This window comes from Rhodococcus ruitaii, assembly GCF_055230935.1.
Window position 1 is genome coordinate 162,162 of the sequence record NZ_JBUYWC010000002.1, and the last position, 14,088, is coordinate 176,249.

General features: G+C 65.3%; 17 protein-coding genes and 1 pseudogene. 11 read left to right on the top strand and 7 right to left on the bottom strand.

The features are described from left to right. The first annotated feature begins 66 nt into the window (after positions 1 to 66). From ACZI8W_RS01805 to ACZI8W_RS01825, 5 genes are all read left to right on the top strand, one after another. Positions 67 to 609: a hypothetical protein gene (locus ACZI8W_RS01805; protein WP_463366771.1), complete on the top strand. Its 543-nt coding sequence runs from the start codon at positions 67 to 69 to the stop codon at positions 607 to 609. A gap of 69 nt (positions 610 to 678) precedes the next feature. Continuing rightward, a complete protein-coding gene (locus tag ACZI8W_RS01810; RefSeq protein ID WP_463366772.1) occupies positions 679 to 1,152 on the top strand; it encodes a VOC family protein in 474 nt (157 codons plus the stop codon). 39 nt (positions 1,153 to 1,191) lie between these two features. Further along, a complete protein-coding gene (locus ACZI8W_RS01815; protein ID WP_463366773.1) occupies positions 1,192 to 2,511 on the top strand; it encodes an MFS transporter in 1,320 nt (439 codons plus the stop codon). Positions 2,512 to 2,584: 73 nt separating this feature from the next. Next, positions 2,585 to 3,214, top strand: a complete 630-nt coding sequence (locus ACZI8W_RS01820; protein WP_463366774.1) for a ClpP family protease — start codon at positions 2,585 to 2,587, stop codon at positions 3,212 to 3,214. Then, entirely contained in the window at positions 3,211 to 3,807 is a 597-nt protein-coding gene (locus ACZI8W_RS01825; RefSeq protein WP_463366775.1) for a ClpP family protease, read from the top strand. The genes ACZI8W_RS01820 and ACZI8W_RS01825 overlap by 4 nt, the downstream gene beginning before the upstream one ends. 20 nt (positions 3,808 to 3,827) lie before the next feature. On the opposite strand, the gene ACZI8W_RS01830 is transcribed toward ACZI8W_RS01825, so the two are convergent. Next, positions 3,828 to 4,319, bottom strand: coding sequence for a hypothetical protein (locus ACZI8W_RS01830; protein ID WP_463366776.1), 492 nt, complete (start codon positions 4,317 to 4,319; stop codon positions 3,828 to 3,830). Positions 4,320 to 4,450: 131 nt separating this feature from the next. Further along, the gene (locus ACZI8W_RS01835; protein ID WP_463366777.1) at positions 4,451 to 4,789 is read right to left on the bottom strand and encodes a helix-turn-helix domain-containing protein; all 339 of its coding nucleotides are present in this window, start codon (positions 4,787 to 4,789) and stop codon (positions 4,451 to 4,453) included. Between the two features lie 247 nt (positions 4,790 to 5,036). Here ACZI8W_RS01835 and ACZI8W_RS01840 point away from each other — a divergent pair, with 247 nt between their 5' ends. Further along, positions 5,037 to 5,429, top strand: coding sequence for a hypothetical protein (locus tag ACZI8W_RS01840; protein ID WP_463366778.1), 393 nt, complete (start codon positions 5,037 to 5,039; stop codon positions 5,427 to 5,429). A 93-nt stretch (positions 5,430 to 5,522) separates the two neighbouring features. Here the strand turns inward: ACZI8W_RS01840 and ACZI8W_RS01845 are convergent, their stop codons facing one another. Next, positions 5,523 to 7,220: a fumarate hydratase gene (locus ACZI8W_RS01845; protein WP_463366779.1), complete on the bottom strand. Its 1,698-nt coding sequence runs from the start codon at positions 7,218 to 7,220 to the stop codon at positions 5,523 to 5,525. A gap of 219 nt (positions 7,221 to 7,439) precedes the next feature. On the opposite strand from ACZI8W_RS01845, the gene ACZI8W_RS01850 reads away from it, so the two are divergent. Continuing rightward, on the top strand, positions 7,440 to 8,189 hold the full coding sequence (locus ACZI8W_RS01850) for a CPBP family intramembrane glutamic endopeptidase (RefSeq protein ID WP_463366780.1): 750 nt from the start codon (positions 7,440 to 7,442) through the stop codon (positions 8,187 to 8,189). 33 nt (positions 8,190 to 8,222) lie between these two features. Then, positions 8,223 to 8,381, top strand: a pseudogene (locus ACZI8W_RS01855) (2'-5' RNA ligase family protein); the annotation flags it as partial. Positions 8,382 to 8,491: 110 nt separating this feature from the next. Here ACZI8W_RS01855 and ACZI8W_RS01860 read toward each other — a convergent pair. After that, positions 8,492 to 8,707: a maltose regulon activator MalT gene (locus tag ACZI8W_RS01860; RefSeq protein WP_463366781.1), complete on the bottom strand. Its 216-nt coding sequence runs from the start codon at positions 8,705 to 8,707 to the stop codon at positions 8,492 to 8,494. An 88-nt stretch (positions 8,708 to 8,795) separates the two neighbouring features. Continuing rightward, positions 8,796 to 9,572, bottom strand: coding sequence for a helix-turn-helix domain-containing protein (locus tag ACZI8W_RS01865; RefSeq protein WP_463366782.1), 777 nt, complete (start codon positions 9,570 to 9,572; stop codon positions 8,796 to 8,798). A gap of 87 nt (positions 9,573 to 9,659) precedes the next feature. On the opposite strand from ACZI8W_RS01865, the gene ACZI8W_RS01870 reads away from it, so the two are divergent. After that, positions 9,660 to 9,998 (top strand): DUF1330 domain-containing protein, encoded by a 339-nt coding sequence (locus ACZI8W_RS01870; RefSeq protein ID WP_463366783.1) that lies wholly within the window; start codon positions 9,660 to 9,662, stop codon positions 9,996 to 9,998. Here the strand turns inward: ACZI8W_RS01870 and ACZI8W_RS01875 are convergent, their stop codons facing one another. Further along, positions 9,999 to 10,568, bottom strand: a complete 570-nt coding sequence (locus ACZI8W_RS01875) for a mismatch-specific DNA-glycosylase (protein WP_463366784.1) — start codon at positions 10,566 to 10,568, stop codon at positions 9,999 to 10,001. Positions 10,569 to 10,810: 242 nt separating this feature from the next. On the opposite strand from ACZI8W_RS01875, the gene ACZI8W_RS01880 reads away from it, so the two are divergent. Together ACZI8W_RS01880 and ACZI8W_RS01885 are read left to right on the top strand one after the other, a co-directional pair. Beyond that, positions 10,811 to 11,746 (top strand): restriction endonuclease, encoded by a 936-nt coding sequence (locus tag ACZI8W_RS01880; RefSeq protein WP_463367028.1) that lies wholly within the window; start codon positions 10,811 to 10,813, stop codon positions 11,744 to 11,746. Between the two features lie 115 nt (positions 11,747 to 11,861). Next, on the top strand, positions 11,862 to 12,584 hold the full coding sequence (locus ACZI8W_RS01885) for a DUF1906 domain-containing protein (RefSeq protein ID WP_463366785.1): 723 nt from the start codon (positions 11,862 to 11,864) through the stop codon (positions 12,582 to 12,584). Between the two features lie 52 nt (positions 12,585 to 12,636). Here the strand turns inward: ACZI8W_RS01885 and ACZI8W_RS01890 are convergent, their stop codons facing one another. Next, positions 12,637 to 14,064, bottom strand: coding sequence for an MFS transporter (locus tag ACZI8W_RS01890; protein ID WP_463366786.1), 1,428 nt, complete (start codon positions 14,062 to 14,064; stop codon positions 12,637 to 12,639). Positions 14,065 to 14,088 lie beyond the last annotated feature (24 nt).

A 14,088-nucleotide genomic window follows, 5' to 3' on the forward strand; every position in this document is an offset into this window, starting at 1 on the left:
GTGGGTATGAATCAACGAGAACGAGTTCGGAAAGCGTGGGACAGGTTTGTCGGGCCGGAAGCGGGGATGGTGGAGAATACCGCCACCGCGGGGCTGTCGGTGCTCGGCGCGGTGGCGCCGCCAAGACTCTCACGTCGATCGCGCGACCTGTCTGTCGTCGAATCGCTGACGCTTCGCGCGTGCGCGGTCGACTTGTGGGGAGGGGCATGGGTGAACAACACACGGGCATCTGTCCGCTGGTACGAGCGCCCCGCCGCAACCGACGCTGAACACCTGAAATTTGCTGTACTGCATGTGCATCCGTTGTTGTTTGCATGGTGGGATCGCGATGAGCCGAAACGTGCTCCGGTGTGGCTGTGGGCGGGCGCGCACTACGGCTACATGATGGCTGCCACCGTCGCAATTCGTGCCACTCCCCGATATCGGCGCCCGCTCGGTGTGGCACTGACGCTGGGCGGCATCGCTCTGGACCGGGCACTCGGTCCGGCACGTATCGCACCCTGGTTCGGACCGCTGTACTACACCAAGCTGCTGCTCGGTCACGCCGGTGCGAGCTTGTGGTCCGACCGTTCTTTGTACGAACCCCCGCTGCGTTACGCCGTCGCGTGAGCGATGAGGTTTGGCTTCGGTGGCGGTCAGTCCATATGACAGCCGCACCACTTATGAAGGAGCCTCGTGATGCCTGCTCTCACCCCGTGCCTGTGGTTCAACATGAACGCCCAGGAAGCCGCCGAGTTCTATACCGCGGTGTTCCCCAATTCGAAGATCCTGAGCACCTCCTACTATCCGGAGGGCGGGCCGTTTCCGCCCGGTACCGTCCTGACCGTCGAATTCGAGATCGACGGTTCCCGATTTACCGGTCTGAACGGCGGTCCGCAGTTCACGTTCAGTGAGGCCGTGTCGTTCCAGATCGACTGCGGCGACCAGGACGAGGTCGATCACTACTGGAACTCGCTCATCGCCGACGGCGGTAAGGAATCGCAGTGCGGTTGGCTCGAGGACCGGTTCGGGGTGTCGTGGCAGGTGATACCGCGGCGACTCATGGAGCTGCTCACCGGCCCCGATCCGAAGGTCGCGGAGCGGGTCAGCGACGTGATGATGAAGATGCAGAAGATCGAGATCGCGCAACTCGAGGAGGCGGCGCGAGGCTGACCACCCGATCACGGAGGCACCGGGTGTAGCTTCCGATCCATGACCACGCGCACCCAGCGGCTCGACGAACTGCCGTTCACAGCCAAGCACCGTCGGTTGCTGGGCGGATCGGGAATCGGATGGGCGCTCGACGCGATGGACGTCGGACTCATCTCGTTCGTGATGGCAGCCCTCGCAGTGCAGTGGGATCTGTCGTCCACCCAGCTGTCGTGGATCGGCTCCGTCGGATTCCTCGGCATGGCGATCGGTGCGTCGATCGGTGGGCTGCTCGCCGACCGGATCGGTCGTCGGCAGGTGTTCGCCGCGACCTTACTCGTGTACGGGCTGGCGACGGGTGCGGCGGCGCTGTCCACGTCGGTCGCGATGCTCATAGCTCTTCGTTTCGTCGTCGGCCTGGGGCTCGGCGCAGAGCTTCCGGTCGCGTCGACGCTGGTCAGCGAGTTTGCGCCGCGCAAGATCCGTGGTCGCGTGGTGGTGGCGCTCGAAGCCTTCTGGGCTGCCGGGTGGCTTCTCGCGGCATTGATCGGTTACTTCGTCGTGCCGCTGAACGACGAAGGGTGGCGGTGGGCTCTCGCGATCGGCCTGGTTCCCGCCGCGTACGCGCTCGTCGTGCGTCTCGGGTTACCGGAATCGGTGCGGTTCCTCGAGAGCAAGGGGCGCTACGCGGAGGCCGAGGCCATCGTCCGTGACTACGAACGCTCGGCGGGAGTCGCGGCCCCGGGAGAGGAGCTCGTCGACGCACCGGCCGGGGCAGCGCCGGCAGAGGTGCCGCGGCGATCGATCTGGGACGAGGGTCTCCGCGCTCGCACCGCCGCGCTGTGGATCGTCTGGTTCGGCATCAACTTCTCGTACTACGGCGCGTTCATCTGGTTGCCGAGCTTGCTCGTCGCACAGGGCTTCGACCTGGTCACCTCGTTCGGCTACACGCTGATCATCACCCTTGCTCAGCTACCCGGTTACGGCGTCGCCGCGTGGTTGATCGAGGTGTGGGGCAGGCGCATCACCCTGGCGGTGTTCCTCGCGGGATCGGCCGTGTCCGCGGCCCTGTTCGGACTGGCCGACACACCCGCAACGATCATCGCCGCCGGCATGGCCTTGTCGTTCTTCAACCTGGGTGCGTGGGGTGCCTTGTACGCGATCGGGCCGGAGCTGTACCCGACTTCGGTACGCGGATCCGGCACGGGCGCCGCCGCAGCGTTCGGCCGACTCGCATCGATCATTGCCCCGCTTTTGGTGCCGTTGCTGCTCGATGGCGGCGGCAACGCCCTGGTCTTCGGCACCTTTGCGGCGGCGTTCGTCGTCGCGGCAGTCGCCGCGTTCACCCTGCCGGAACGTGCCCGGGTAGCGCTCGAGGACTAGGTTGCCCCGGGACGCCGTCTGCCCTGGGCGGACAAACGGACCGAATCACGCCGACGGCGGCGAAGGTGATCGCATGGCAACGAACGGAACACCCACCTATCGCGACACCCTCGTCGAAAGACTCTTCCGGCACCGAACCCTCCTCCTCACCGGCGAAGTCGACGACGAGATGGCCGAACGAGTCTGCTCGGAACTGGTGCTGCTCGCCAACGACGACGACAGGCGCGACATCGTCCTCCACATCAACTCTCCGGGAGGATCTGTCCTTGCCGGGCTGGCGATCTACGACACCATGCGGTTGATCCCCAACGACGTCGTCACTGTCGCTGTCGGTTTCGCCGCGAGCATGGGTCAGGTGCTCCTGGCGTCGGGATCGAAAGGTAAGCGGCTGAGCTTGCCGCACAGCCGAATCATGATGCATCAGCCATCCGCCGGGTTCTCCGGTACGGCAGTCGACATCGCGATCCAGGCCGAGCACCTCGAATACATGAAGCAGCAGTCGCAGCAGATCCTCGCCGACGCCACAGGGCGTTCGGTAGAGGAGATCGCTCGCGACAGTGACCGCGACCGGTGGTTCACCGCAGATCAGGCCCGCGAGTACGGGATGGTCGACGCCGTCGTGGGCTCGCTGCAGGAAATCGCCCCGTTTGCGGCGACACGTCCGCTCGGGTTGTTCGCCGATCGGCAGGAGGACGTCCGATGAGCTCGTACACGATCCCCAACGTCATCGAACGCACACCGTCGGGGGAGAGATCGTTCGACGTCTTCAGCCGCCTCCTCAACGAGCGGATCATCTTCCTCGGCACCGAGATCGACGACGGCGTCGCGAATGTCGTGATGGCCCAGATGCTGCATCTCGAAGCCGAATCGCCGGACCGGGAGATCGGGCTGTACATCAACTCGCCGGGTGGATCGACCACAGCGATGCTCGCGATCTACGACACCATGCAGTTCCTGCGGGCCGGGGTCGCGACGTACTGCATGGGGCAAGCCGCGTCGGCTGCGGCGGTTCTCCTTGCCGCCGGCACGAAAGGACGTCGGCATGTGCTCGCCCATTCGAGAGTGCTGCTCCACCAGCCGTCGTCGCAAGGCCAGGGCACCATCTCCGATCTCGCGTTGCAGGCCGCGGAGGTGATGCGGGTACGCGCACAGACCGAGGAGATACTTTCGGCGCACACCGACCGCGACGTGGAGCAACTTCGCCGCGACACCGACCGCGACCGCATCTTCGTTCCGGAGGAGGCCGTCGCCTACGGGCTCGCCGACCACATCATCGTCAACCGCGACGATGGCTAGAGCCGTGAGAGCGAAGCGTGTCAGGGCACCGTGTACTCGGAGGAACAATCGAGTGTGGTGACGTCCTGCCCGTTGTCTGCAGTGTTGGTGACCCGTGTGACCGCGGTGATGCGACCCGGGCCGGTCTCCTGCACCGGCACGGTGAGGGTCGTCTCACCCGCTCCGACTCGTGCTGAGGTGTCGCCGACACCGCTGATCCCGCTGTCGAGATTCGCCCAGGTCACCGACGCGGCCTGTGTGTACGGTGCCGAGGTCTGCGACCGTGTGTGGAAGGTGAACCGCACCTGCCCGCCCGCCGGCGAGGAGACCGTCACGTCGCTGGTGTCGGTGCGGTCGAATTGGTTGGGGTCGGGGTATTCGATGCTGCAGAACGGCGTTTCGACGGGATCGGCCGGTGGATCGAGGTCGAGGGACCCCAGAGGGTTCGCGTGGGCTCCGGCGCTCAGTGTCAGAGCAGCAGCGGTGGCGGCAACGAACGAGGTGACGACGAGACCGGGAACCTTCCGGTACATACCACTCCTTCACGAGTCGACAACGTGAGTTCTCACGTGTGGATGATTGCTTGCCCTGCCGATTGTGGCACTGTACAACGAATCCGGAGACAGAAGTGTCGAAATCTGTTGATTCGCTTCGCTGATCAGCGTCAGGCCGCGCGCAGTTCCACAGTTGTCTGCTGCGTGGTCCCGATCGCGCGATGTGCCGACATACGGCGAATTCCCCTCTCGAGGAGCTGCTCCACCGGCATGCCCAGCGCACTGCAGACAGAACCGAGTATCTCCGACGACGGGTCTTTGCGCCCGCGCTCGATCTCGGACAGATACTGCTTCGACATCCCCACAGCGCGGGCAACGTCGTCGAGGCTGCGGTCCTGGTCGCGTCTCTCTCCGCGGAGAACTTCTCCGTAGACCTGACGTAGCAGCCGCGGCTCGCGGGCAGCGCGCGCGGCTCCGAGATCGACGACGTTCCGTGGCTCCGGCTCCATGGGGTTCATTGTCGCGCTTCGGACCGCGAAGTGGGTTCACTTCCGCTCTCGACGAACAGCCGCACTTCGTGACCGCCCGGGTTGGGGCAGCGCGTCGAAGTCGGTGATCGAATAGTGCACGGAACCTCCCCTCGGATCGGGTGATTGCGACAAGCTACTTTTTCTGGAATAGTTCCAGTTATTGGATTGATTCCAGAAAAATCCCGGTCGGAGTACGATGGCCGGAGAAGCTCAAGGAGAGATTCGCATGTTCACCGCCGATCGTTCCCGCACCGTGACGCTTCCGCCGCTGGTGCTCGGCGGACTGCGGCCGCTCCATCGTCAGATGCTCCGAGGCAACGTAGCCTCCGCGTCCTTCGAGCACGACGCCGGCAGTGCGGTATTCGAAATCTGTTTGACCGAGGGTGCACACGGACCCGAATTGTTGGTGCGCTCCCGAAGGCACGGAATCGGCTTCACGTTGGCGATGACCACGCACTTCCGCGTGGCGCCTGTGCTGAGCATCGACACCTACCGCCGTCTGTGCGAGATTCTTGCTCCGCGTGAAGAACCCACACCGGCTGTCGTCGCAGACTTCCTGCAGAGCGTCGTCGCGCGGTCACCCGCGGTCCTTTCGCGCACACATTCCTGCGCTGCCTGACGCGCACTCGTTCCCGCGACCTTTCCAGCTTCCCGCGCGGGTAATTGCTGTAGCGGGAAGCGAATTCAATCGCGGGAACGGGTCGCCGGATGTCTAGAGGCCGGGGCGCTTGCCCACCGTGAGGGTGACCTCGCCGGTGTGGGCGAAGAAGTCGTTGCCCTTGTCGTCCACGACGATGAACGCCGGGAAATCCTCGACGTCGATCTTCCAGACAGCTTCCATACCGAGCTCTTCGTACTCGACGACCTCGACGTTCTTGATGCAGTCGAGGGCCAGACGCGCGGCCGGGCCGCCGATCGAGCCGAGGTAGAAGCCGCCGTGGGTGTTGCACGCGTCGGTGACCTGCTTCGAACGGTTGCCCTTCGCGAGCATCACCATCGAACCGCCCGCCGCCTGGAACTGCTCGACGTACGAGTCCATGCGACCGGCCGTGGTCGGGCCGAACGAGCCGGACGCCAGACCCTCGGGGGTCTTGGCCGGGCCGGCGTAGTACACCGGGTGATCCTTGAGGTACTGCGGCATCTCCTCGCCGGCGTCGAGGCGTTCCTTGATCTTGGCGTGCGCGATGTCGCGGGCCACGACCAGCGGGCCCGTCAGCGACAGGCGCGTCTTGACTGGGTGCTTGGACAGCTCCGCGAGGATCTCCGGCATCGGCTTGGTCAGATCGATCCTGACCGCTGCGCCCTTACCGGTGCCCGAGACACCGGAGGTCTCGGCATCGAGCTGGGTGTCGGTGACCTCGGGCAGGAACTGGCCGGGGTTGAACTCGAGCTGCTCGAGGAAGACGCCCTCGGGAGTGATCTTCGCCTTGGCCTGGCGGTCTGCGGAACAGGACACCGCGATCGCGACGGGCAGCGACGCGCCGTGGCGGGGGAGCCGGACGACGCGGACATCGTGGCAGAAGTACTTACCGCCGAACTGCGCCCCGATGCCGATCTTCTGGGTGAGTTCGAAGACCTTCTGTTCGAGCTCGTGGTCGCGGAAGCCGCGGCCGGTGATCGCGCCCTCGGTGGGGAGCTCGTCGAGGTAGTGCGCTGACGCATACTTCGCCGTTTTCAATGCGAACTCGGCAGACGTACCGCCGACGACGATCGCGAGGTGGTAGGGCGGGCACGCGGCAGTGCCGAGCGAACGGATCTTGGCCTCGAGGAACTGCATCATCGAGTCCGGGTTCAGGATCGCCTTTGTCTCCTGATACAGGTACGACTTGTTGGCCGATCCACCGCCCTTGGCCATGAACAGGAACTTGTAGGAGTTCTCGTGTCCTTTCGCGGTGTCGGCGTACAGCTCGATTTGCGCGGGCAGGTTGCTGCCGGTGTTCTTCTCCTCCCACATGGTGAGGGGAGCGTTCTGCGAGTAGCGCAGGTTCAGTCGTGTGTACGCGTCGTATACGCCGCGCGCGATCGATTCTTCGTCGTCGCCGGGGGTCAGGACGTGTTGTCCGCGCTTGCCCATGACGATGGCGGTGCCGGTGTCCTGGCACATCGGCAGCACACCGGCCGCCGCGATGTTCGCGTTCTTCAGGAGGTCGAGGGCCACGAACTTGTCGTTGTTCGATGCCTCGGGATCGTCGAGGATGCGCGCGAGCTGCTTCAGGTGATCGGTGCGCAGGTAATGCGAGATGTCGTGCAGCGCGGTCTCCGTGAGCAGCCGCATCGCCTCCGGTTCGACCTTCAGGAAAGTGCGGCCGTCGGGTCCCTCGACGGTGGACACCCCCTCGCTGGTCAGCAGCCGATACTCGGTGGGGTCTTCCCCGATCGGCAGCAGGTCCTCGTAGAGGAAGTCGGCCATTGTTTCTCCTGAAAAGAGGCTGAGGTTCGCGAATCAGATTAGTGGTGCCAACGCAAGGCCTTGACAACGGGGCGTGTGACACGGCCCTCTTCCGCCCCGCTCGTGATGTGCATCACGGAAACGTGGTGCCTCGATCCGTACACTGGACGAGATGCTTCAGAGTCACCTGCAAGACGCCACCAATTCTCCCGGATCACGCCGGATCGAGGGTGGTTCCGCGTGACCGTCGAAGCCGTACGGATCGTCCCATTGGTCCGGCGGGCCCCGCACTTCCACGCGTGGGTCGACGTCGCTGTGGTCGTGTCCGTTCTCGTTGTCACCAACCTCATCGCACACTTCACCACGGTGTGGGCGTCGATCGCCACTGTCCCCATCGCGGCCGCTGTGCTCGTCGCGATCATGCGGCAGCGTGGCATGCACTGGAACGAACTCGGATTGTCGCCGCGGCATTGGAAGCGCGGCACGCTCTACTCGGTGGGTGCGATCGGGTTGGTTCTCGCGGTGGTCGCCATCGGCATCGCATTGCCGTTCACCAGGCAGTTCTTCCTGTCCGAGCGGTATGCGACCGTGTCCGGCGCCCTGGTGGCGTCGATGATCATCATCCCGTTGCAGACTGTCATCCCCGAGGAACTCGCGTTCCGCGGTGTCCTGCACGGCACCCTCGAACGCGTGTGGGGAGCCCGCGGCGTCTTCGCGGCCGGGTCGCTGTTGTTCGGCCTGTGGCACATCGCGTCGTCGTTCGGGCTGACCGCGGGCAACGCCGGACTGAGCGCCTTCCTCGGCGCCGGAATCTGGGCGCAGCTCGCAGGGATCACCGGCGCCGTGATCGCGACCGCAGCGGCAGGGTTCGTGTTCACCTGGCTCCGTCGGCGGAGCGGCAGCATCCTCGCACCGATCGCGTTGCACTGGTCGCTCAACGGCGCCGGGGCGCTCGCGGCAGCACTCGTGTGGCACGTGACCGTGGCCTGACGGAGCCATGCCGCATCGCGAACGTCTCGGCTGATGGCACTCGCCGTCTGCTTGCTCTTCGACGCCGACACCGACCGTGCGGTACGGCGCCTGTGGGAACGCCTCGAGGGCGACGGCATCTCCACGCTCCTCACCCACACACATCGCAGGCACGTGCCGCACCTGTCGTATGCGGTACTGCGGACCTACGACACGACGTGCTGCCTCTCGAAGCCACCGTGGTACGCGCGGCGCTCATCGACACCGTGACCGGCGAACATCGTCGGTTGATGACGCTGCCGTGACGATCTACCCGGGTGAGGTCAGTCGCCCGGGTTCTCGACCCAGTGCCCGTACGGCGGCGGTCCCTCGCTCTGGATCTGGATGCCGAACACCGGCGAGTGCTTCCACACATACCCGTGGAGCACGTGTTCTTCGGACGAGGACTTGTTCGTGACCACGATGTCCCCGGTAGGACGTTCTTCGACGGCGTATCCATCTTTCCGCCCGTCGATCACCCACCACTTGGCAGTGCTCATGATCGGTCGCCTCCGGATCAGTTCGAACAGCTTCCTCTCGAACCGTACGCCCGTGACGTCCGGTGAGAACAGGGTTCGCGCTACGCGCTCAGCGGTGCAGCGCAGCGGCGGTCGCGTCGTCGGCCGGATAGAACGCTTCGATCGCGAGTTCGGAGACCGTCACGTCGAGCGGCGTCCCGAACAACGTGGTGGTGCTCAAGAACGACAGCTCGCCGTCGTCGGTGCGTATCCGCAAGGGCACCACGAGCGAATGCGGCTCCGCCGGCTCGTCCGGGTCGTCGCACGAATAGCCGGACAGTTCGTCGTACAAGCGCAGGAGAACGGGGTCGGCGGTAGCGCCGATCTGATGACGGAGCCGGAGCAGCAGGTGCGAGCGCCACTGCCCCAGATTCGCGATCCGCGGGGCCAGGCCGTTCGGATGCAACGACAGGCGCAGCACATTGGCCGGTGGTTCGAGCAACTCCGGTGAGCAGCCCGCAACGAGCGCTCCGATGGCTTCGTTGGCGTCGACCATCGTCCAGTGCCGATCCACGACCAGCGCGGGAAACGGCTGGTGCGATCGCAGGATTCGCGTGATGGCATCGGACACCGCGGACATGGGCACGTCGCCGAGCCGATGCTCGGGATAGGCCGGTGCCAGACCCGCGGCCATCAGTATCGAATTCTGCTCGCGCAGAGATATTTCCAACTCATCACAGATCTTCAACAGCATGTCGCGGGAGGGGCGTGACCGGCCGGTTTCGACGAAACTCACGTGTCGCGCAGAGACGCCCGCGCGGTTCGCGAGCGTGAGCTGGCTGAGTCCTCGACGTTCTCTCCAGTGTCGCAGCATCGCGCCGGCCGGTTCCGACTGCATCGTCGTCATGGCGTCGACCCTATGGGTGCGAGGGAAGTGTTGCCATTACCTCGCAGGTAATCGATCTGTGGCGCCCGATGTCGCAGAGTCGTCGGCATGACCGCATACGCAATCGCCCACCTCCGTTCCGTCGACTTCGGAGCGGACATCATCCGATACCTCGAGACGATCGATGACACGCTCGTTCCGTACGGAGGACGTTTCCTTGTTCACGGAGTCGACCCGGAGGTGCTGGAAGGACCGTTCCCCGGGAATGTGATCGTCATCGAATTCCCCGACATCGAGCGCGCCCGCCGGTGGTACGACTCACCTGGGTATCAGGAGATCCTCCCGCTCCGCACGGAGAACTCCGACGGTGTCGCCGTCCTCGTCGAGGGAACGGCAGACGGCTACCGCGCGACCGAATACCTCGCGAAGGTGACCGGGCGCGCCTGATCACTGCGCGAGGATGCCTGCCGCCCGAGCGGGCGCCGCGTACGCCTCGGCCAGGGAGCCGACGGTGTCGTGCGCATTGAGGCCGCTCGGATTGGGGACCACCCACAGCGGAACGCCGATGATCGTCTCCTCCTGCACGCCGGAAACGGCCTTGCGTCGCCCGAAGGCTGTGCGGTACGCGGTGATTCCTGCAACCGCGACGACGCGGGGTTGCCATCGCGTGACCACCTCTGCCAATCGCTCAGGGCCGGCGCGCAATTCGTCGGTGGTGAGCTCGTCCGCGCGCGCCGTGGCGCGGGGTGCCAGATTGGTGATGCCGATGCCGCGCTCGAGTAGGTGCGCGGTATCTGCTCCGCTCAGGCCGGATGTGGGGTCGACCGCGCGGGTGAGGATGCCGGCCCGCAGCAAAGCCGGGTAGAAGCGGTTGCCGGGTCGCGCGAAATGGGCTCCGGCCGCGGCTGTCCACAATCCGGGATTGATGCCGACGAACAGTAGACGGCAGCCGTCGTCGATCAGGTCGGGGACGACAGCATCGCGGAAGGACTCGAGCTCGGCGCGTGTGAAACCCACCCGCTCACACTAGGAGATCTCGATGGCGCGTTCGACGAACGGTGTCCGGGTGACCCCGGAGTCGGAGATCACTGCGCGTGTGAGTGAACCGGGGTTCGGCTCGTTCGCGGGGAGCACGGATTCCATCGTAGGGGCACGGCAGGTGCCCGCGCCGAAACGGGCACCGTCGATCCGATAGGGTGTTTCCCGACCTGCAGGAGCGACCGGCGGTACTGGGCAAGGCCGCGACGATTGGGGAAGGTGTGCAGCGCCGAAACGTTGTCGGAAGCCCTCTCGGAAGCACAGCGAATGCAGCCGGTACCGAGAGTGCACTACCGCCCTACACGGATCTGTTGTGGCCGACCCTGCAGGCAGTGATCGGGCTGGGCGGATCCGGCGCGATCGATGAAATCGACGCAGCCGTATCGGAGCGTGTGGGATTGTCGGCGGCGGCGCGCGCGGTGCTGCACGGCGACGGTCCCGGGACCGAGATCGAATACCGCGTGGCCTGGGCGCGCACCTACCTCAAGGGCATGGGCTTGCTCGCCAATGCTCGTCGTGGGGTGTGGAGCGCCACCGACCAGGGGCGCACGGTGCGCGAATCCGAGATTCGGCCCAGGCAGATCGCCTACACCGCCGAGAAGCGACGCAAGCGAATCGGGCGGACCTCGTCGGGCGCGCAGGTCGTGCCTCTCGTCGCGGCGCCCGAGGATCCGGAAATGTGGCGCGAGCCGGTACTGGGTGCTGTCGCCGACCTGCCCGACGACGGTTTCGAGCGGTTGGTGACGGCGGTACTTCGCGCGGCGGGGTTCACCACGTTGACGACGCTGGACCCGGATGAGAGCGCCCACGCCGACGTCGTCGAGGGCACCGGTGTGCTGCGGGTGTCGCTGCTCAGTTTCTCGGTGTTCTTCCGCTTCGTTCGCGGCCGTGAGCGGGTGGGTGCCGACGTCGTACGGGAGTTCCGTGCCGCAATGGTCGGTCGGGGCGAGAAAGGGCTACTCGTATCCACCGGTGAGTTCGCCGAGGACGCCAAGGCAGAGGCGTACAGGCATGGGGCTCCGCCGATCGATCTGGTCGACGGCGAAGGCTTGTGCGACCTGCTCGAGGAACACGGCCTGGGCGTCCGCACCACGCTGCGGACCGTCAAGGACGTCGCCCTGGTGCCTGCGTTCTTCGCGGAGCTTGCGGGGCACTGACACCTGGCTTGTCGACCCGGACGAATCGGGCGTATTCACCGATGCGACAGGTGAGACTCGTGATGCTGTGGTGCAATACCGGGTGGTATCTGCCCACCTGTGAAGCGAGGCATGCATGAGACTTACCCGTCGGGAATTGTTGCGGTATACGGCCATCGGGTCAGGAGCGGTGGCGGCTTCCGCGTTCGCCGCGCCGGGGATCGCCCAGGGGCGTGAGGTGCTCGGCACCATCGTCGACTACTCCGCGGCAGTGCCGTCCCCCTCGTCGATCAGTGCCGCGGGACACATCGGTGCGATCCGCTACGTCTCCGACCGCCGGCCTGGTGCCGAATGGATGACCGCCAAGCCACTGACCGAGAGTGAGGCCGACGCCCTCACCGACAGCGGTCTCGAAGTGGTGTCGTGCTACCAGTTCGGTAAGCAGGACACGGCAGATTGGCTCGGTGGATACGAGGCGGGTTTGAAGCATGCGCGGCGAGGGCTCGAACTGCATCGCGCGGCAGGTGGTCCGGACGACCGCCCGATCTACACATCGATCGACGACAACCCCACCTTCGTGCAGTTCACCACCCAGATCGTCCCGTACCTGCTCGCATGGCAGGAAGTGGTCGGTCCCTCGAACACGGGGGTGTATGCGAACTCGCCGACCATCGGGTGGGCGTCTGCCGTCGGGCTCGGGGCCTTCTACTGGCAGCACAATTGGGGTACTCCCAAGGGATTCGTCCACGGGTCCGCACATCTGCACCAGGTGTCCGGAGGCGAGATCGACGGCATCGGTATCGACGTCAACAACGTGCTGGCCGTCGACTATGGGCAGTGGTCACTCTCGAAGCTCTGATCATCCTGCAGTTCCGATCGCCCCGCAGCCCTGACTCGCACCACGATTCCGATCACGTCCCGACGCGATGAGCAGTCGGACGTACGGGTGGGATCAGTGCGGTGAAGATCAACGAGATGACGGTTGCGATGACCGCAATGAGAAACGTGATCCGGAATCCCTCGAGCGACGGGACGAGCGCGTCGCCGATTCGAGTGGTCATCGCGGCGAGCACGACACCGATGACCGCGGCCGCAGTCGACGTCCCGATCGACCGCATCAAGGTGTTGAGGCTGTTGGCCGCCGCCGATTCGCTCAGGGGCACCGCGGCCATGATCAGTGCGGGCATTGCCGCATAGGACAGGCCCACTCCGGCACCGATGATCATCGCCGCGACCAGGATGTGCCAAATCTCGGCGTGCACCAGGTACGCCACCAGGTATCCGATCCCGATGGTCGCTGCGCCGCACGCGAGTGTGGTGCGTGCACCGAATCTCCTCGTGATCCGGGCAGACACGGGTGACAGTGCCATCATCACGAGTCCGCTCGGCATGAGCACGAGCCCCGCGGCCACCATCGACAGCCCGAATCCGTAGCCGGTCTCGCTGGGAGCCATGAGCAACTGTGGGAACGCGAGGATGTTGGAATACATCGCGAATCCCAGGGCGATCGATGCGAGGTTCGTCATGAGCACCGGCCGTCGCCCGGAGATGCGGAGGTCGACGAGAGGACGTGGCCGACGCAGTTCGTACCCGCCCCACCCGAGGAATACCACGATCGCCCCGGTGAGCATCCCGAGTGTATTCGGACTCGACCAGCCCCACGTATTGCCCTTGCTGACCGGGAGGAGGAGCAGAATCAGAGCGATCGACAGCAGGACAGCACCGACGAAATCGAATCTGCCGGGGTTGCGTTGTGGAGACTCGGGAACGAATCGAAGCACGGCTGCGATTCCGAGTGCTCCGATGACGCCGGACACCACGAACAGGATGTGCCAGTTGGTCAGCTGTGCGACGACCGCTGCAAACGGCAGGCCGATCGCACCGCCGACGCCGAGCGTGGCGCTCAGGGTTGCCATGGCACCCGGGATCTTCCTGGGCGGGAGTTCGTCGCGCAGAATGGCGATGCCTAGTGGGATTGCGCCGACTGCTGCCCCTTGAATCGTGCGGCCGACCACGAGGGGAACCAGGGTTGTCGACAGCGCGCATACTGCCGAGCCGGCGACCATCATGCCGAGGCATGCGATCAACATCCGGCGCTTACCGAACATGTCTCCGAGCCGTCCGGAGATGGGCGTGATGACGGCACCGGCGAGCAGGGTTGCGGTGACGGCCCACGAGGTGTTCTCGGGCGTTGCGCCGACGAGGACCGGAAGTTGCGGCAGTAGCGGAATGATGAGCGTCTGCATGACCGAGACGCTGATCCCGCACAGCGCGAGGACCGGAACGATCGCGCGTGGCACGGGCCGCTCCCGGGTGGGAGTCGGGCTGTCGACGGCCATGGGATCCTCGTCCGAGGCCCTTCG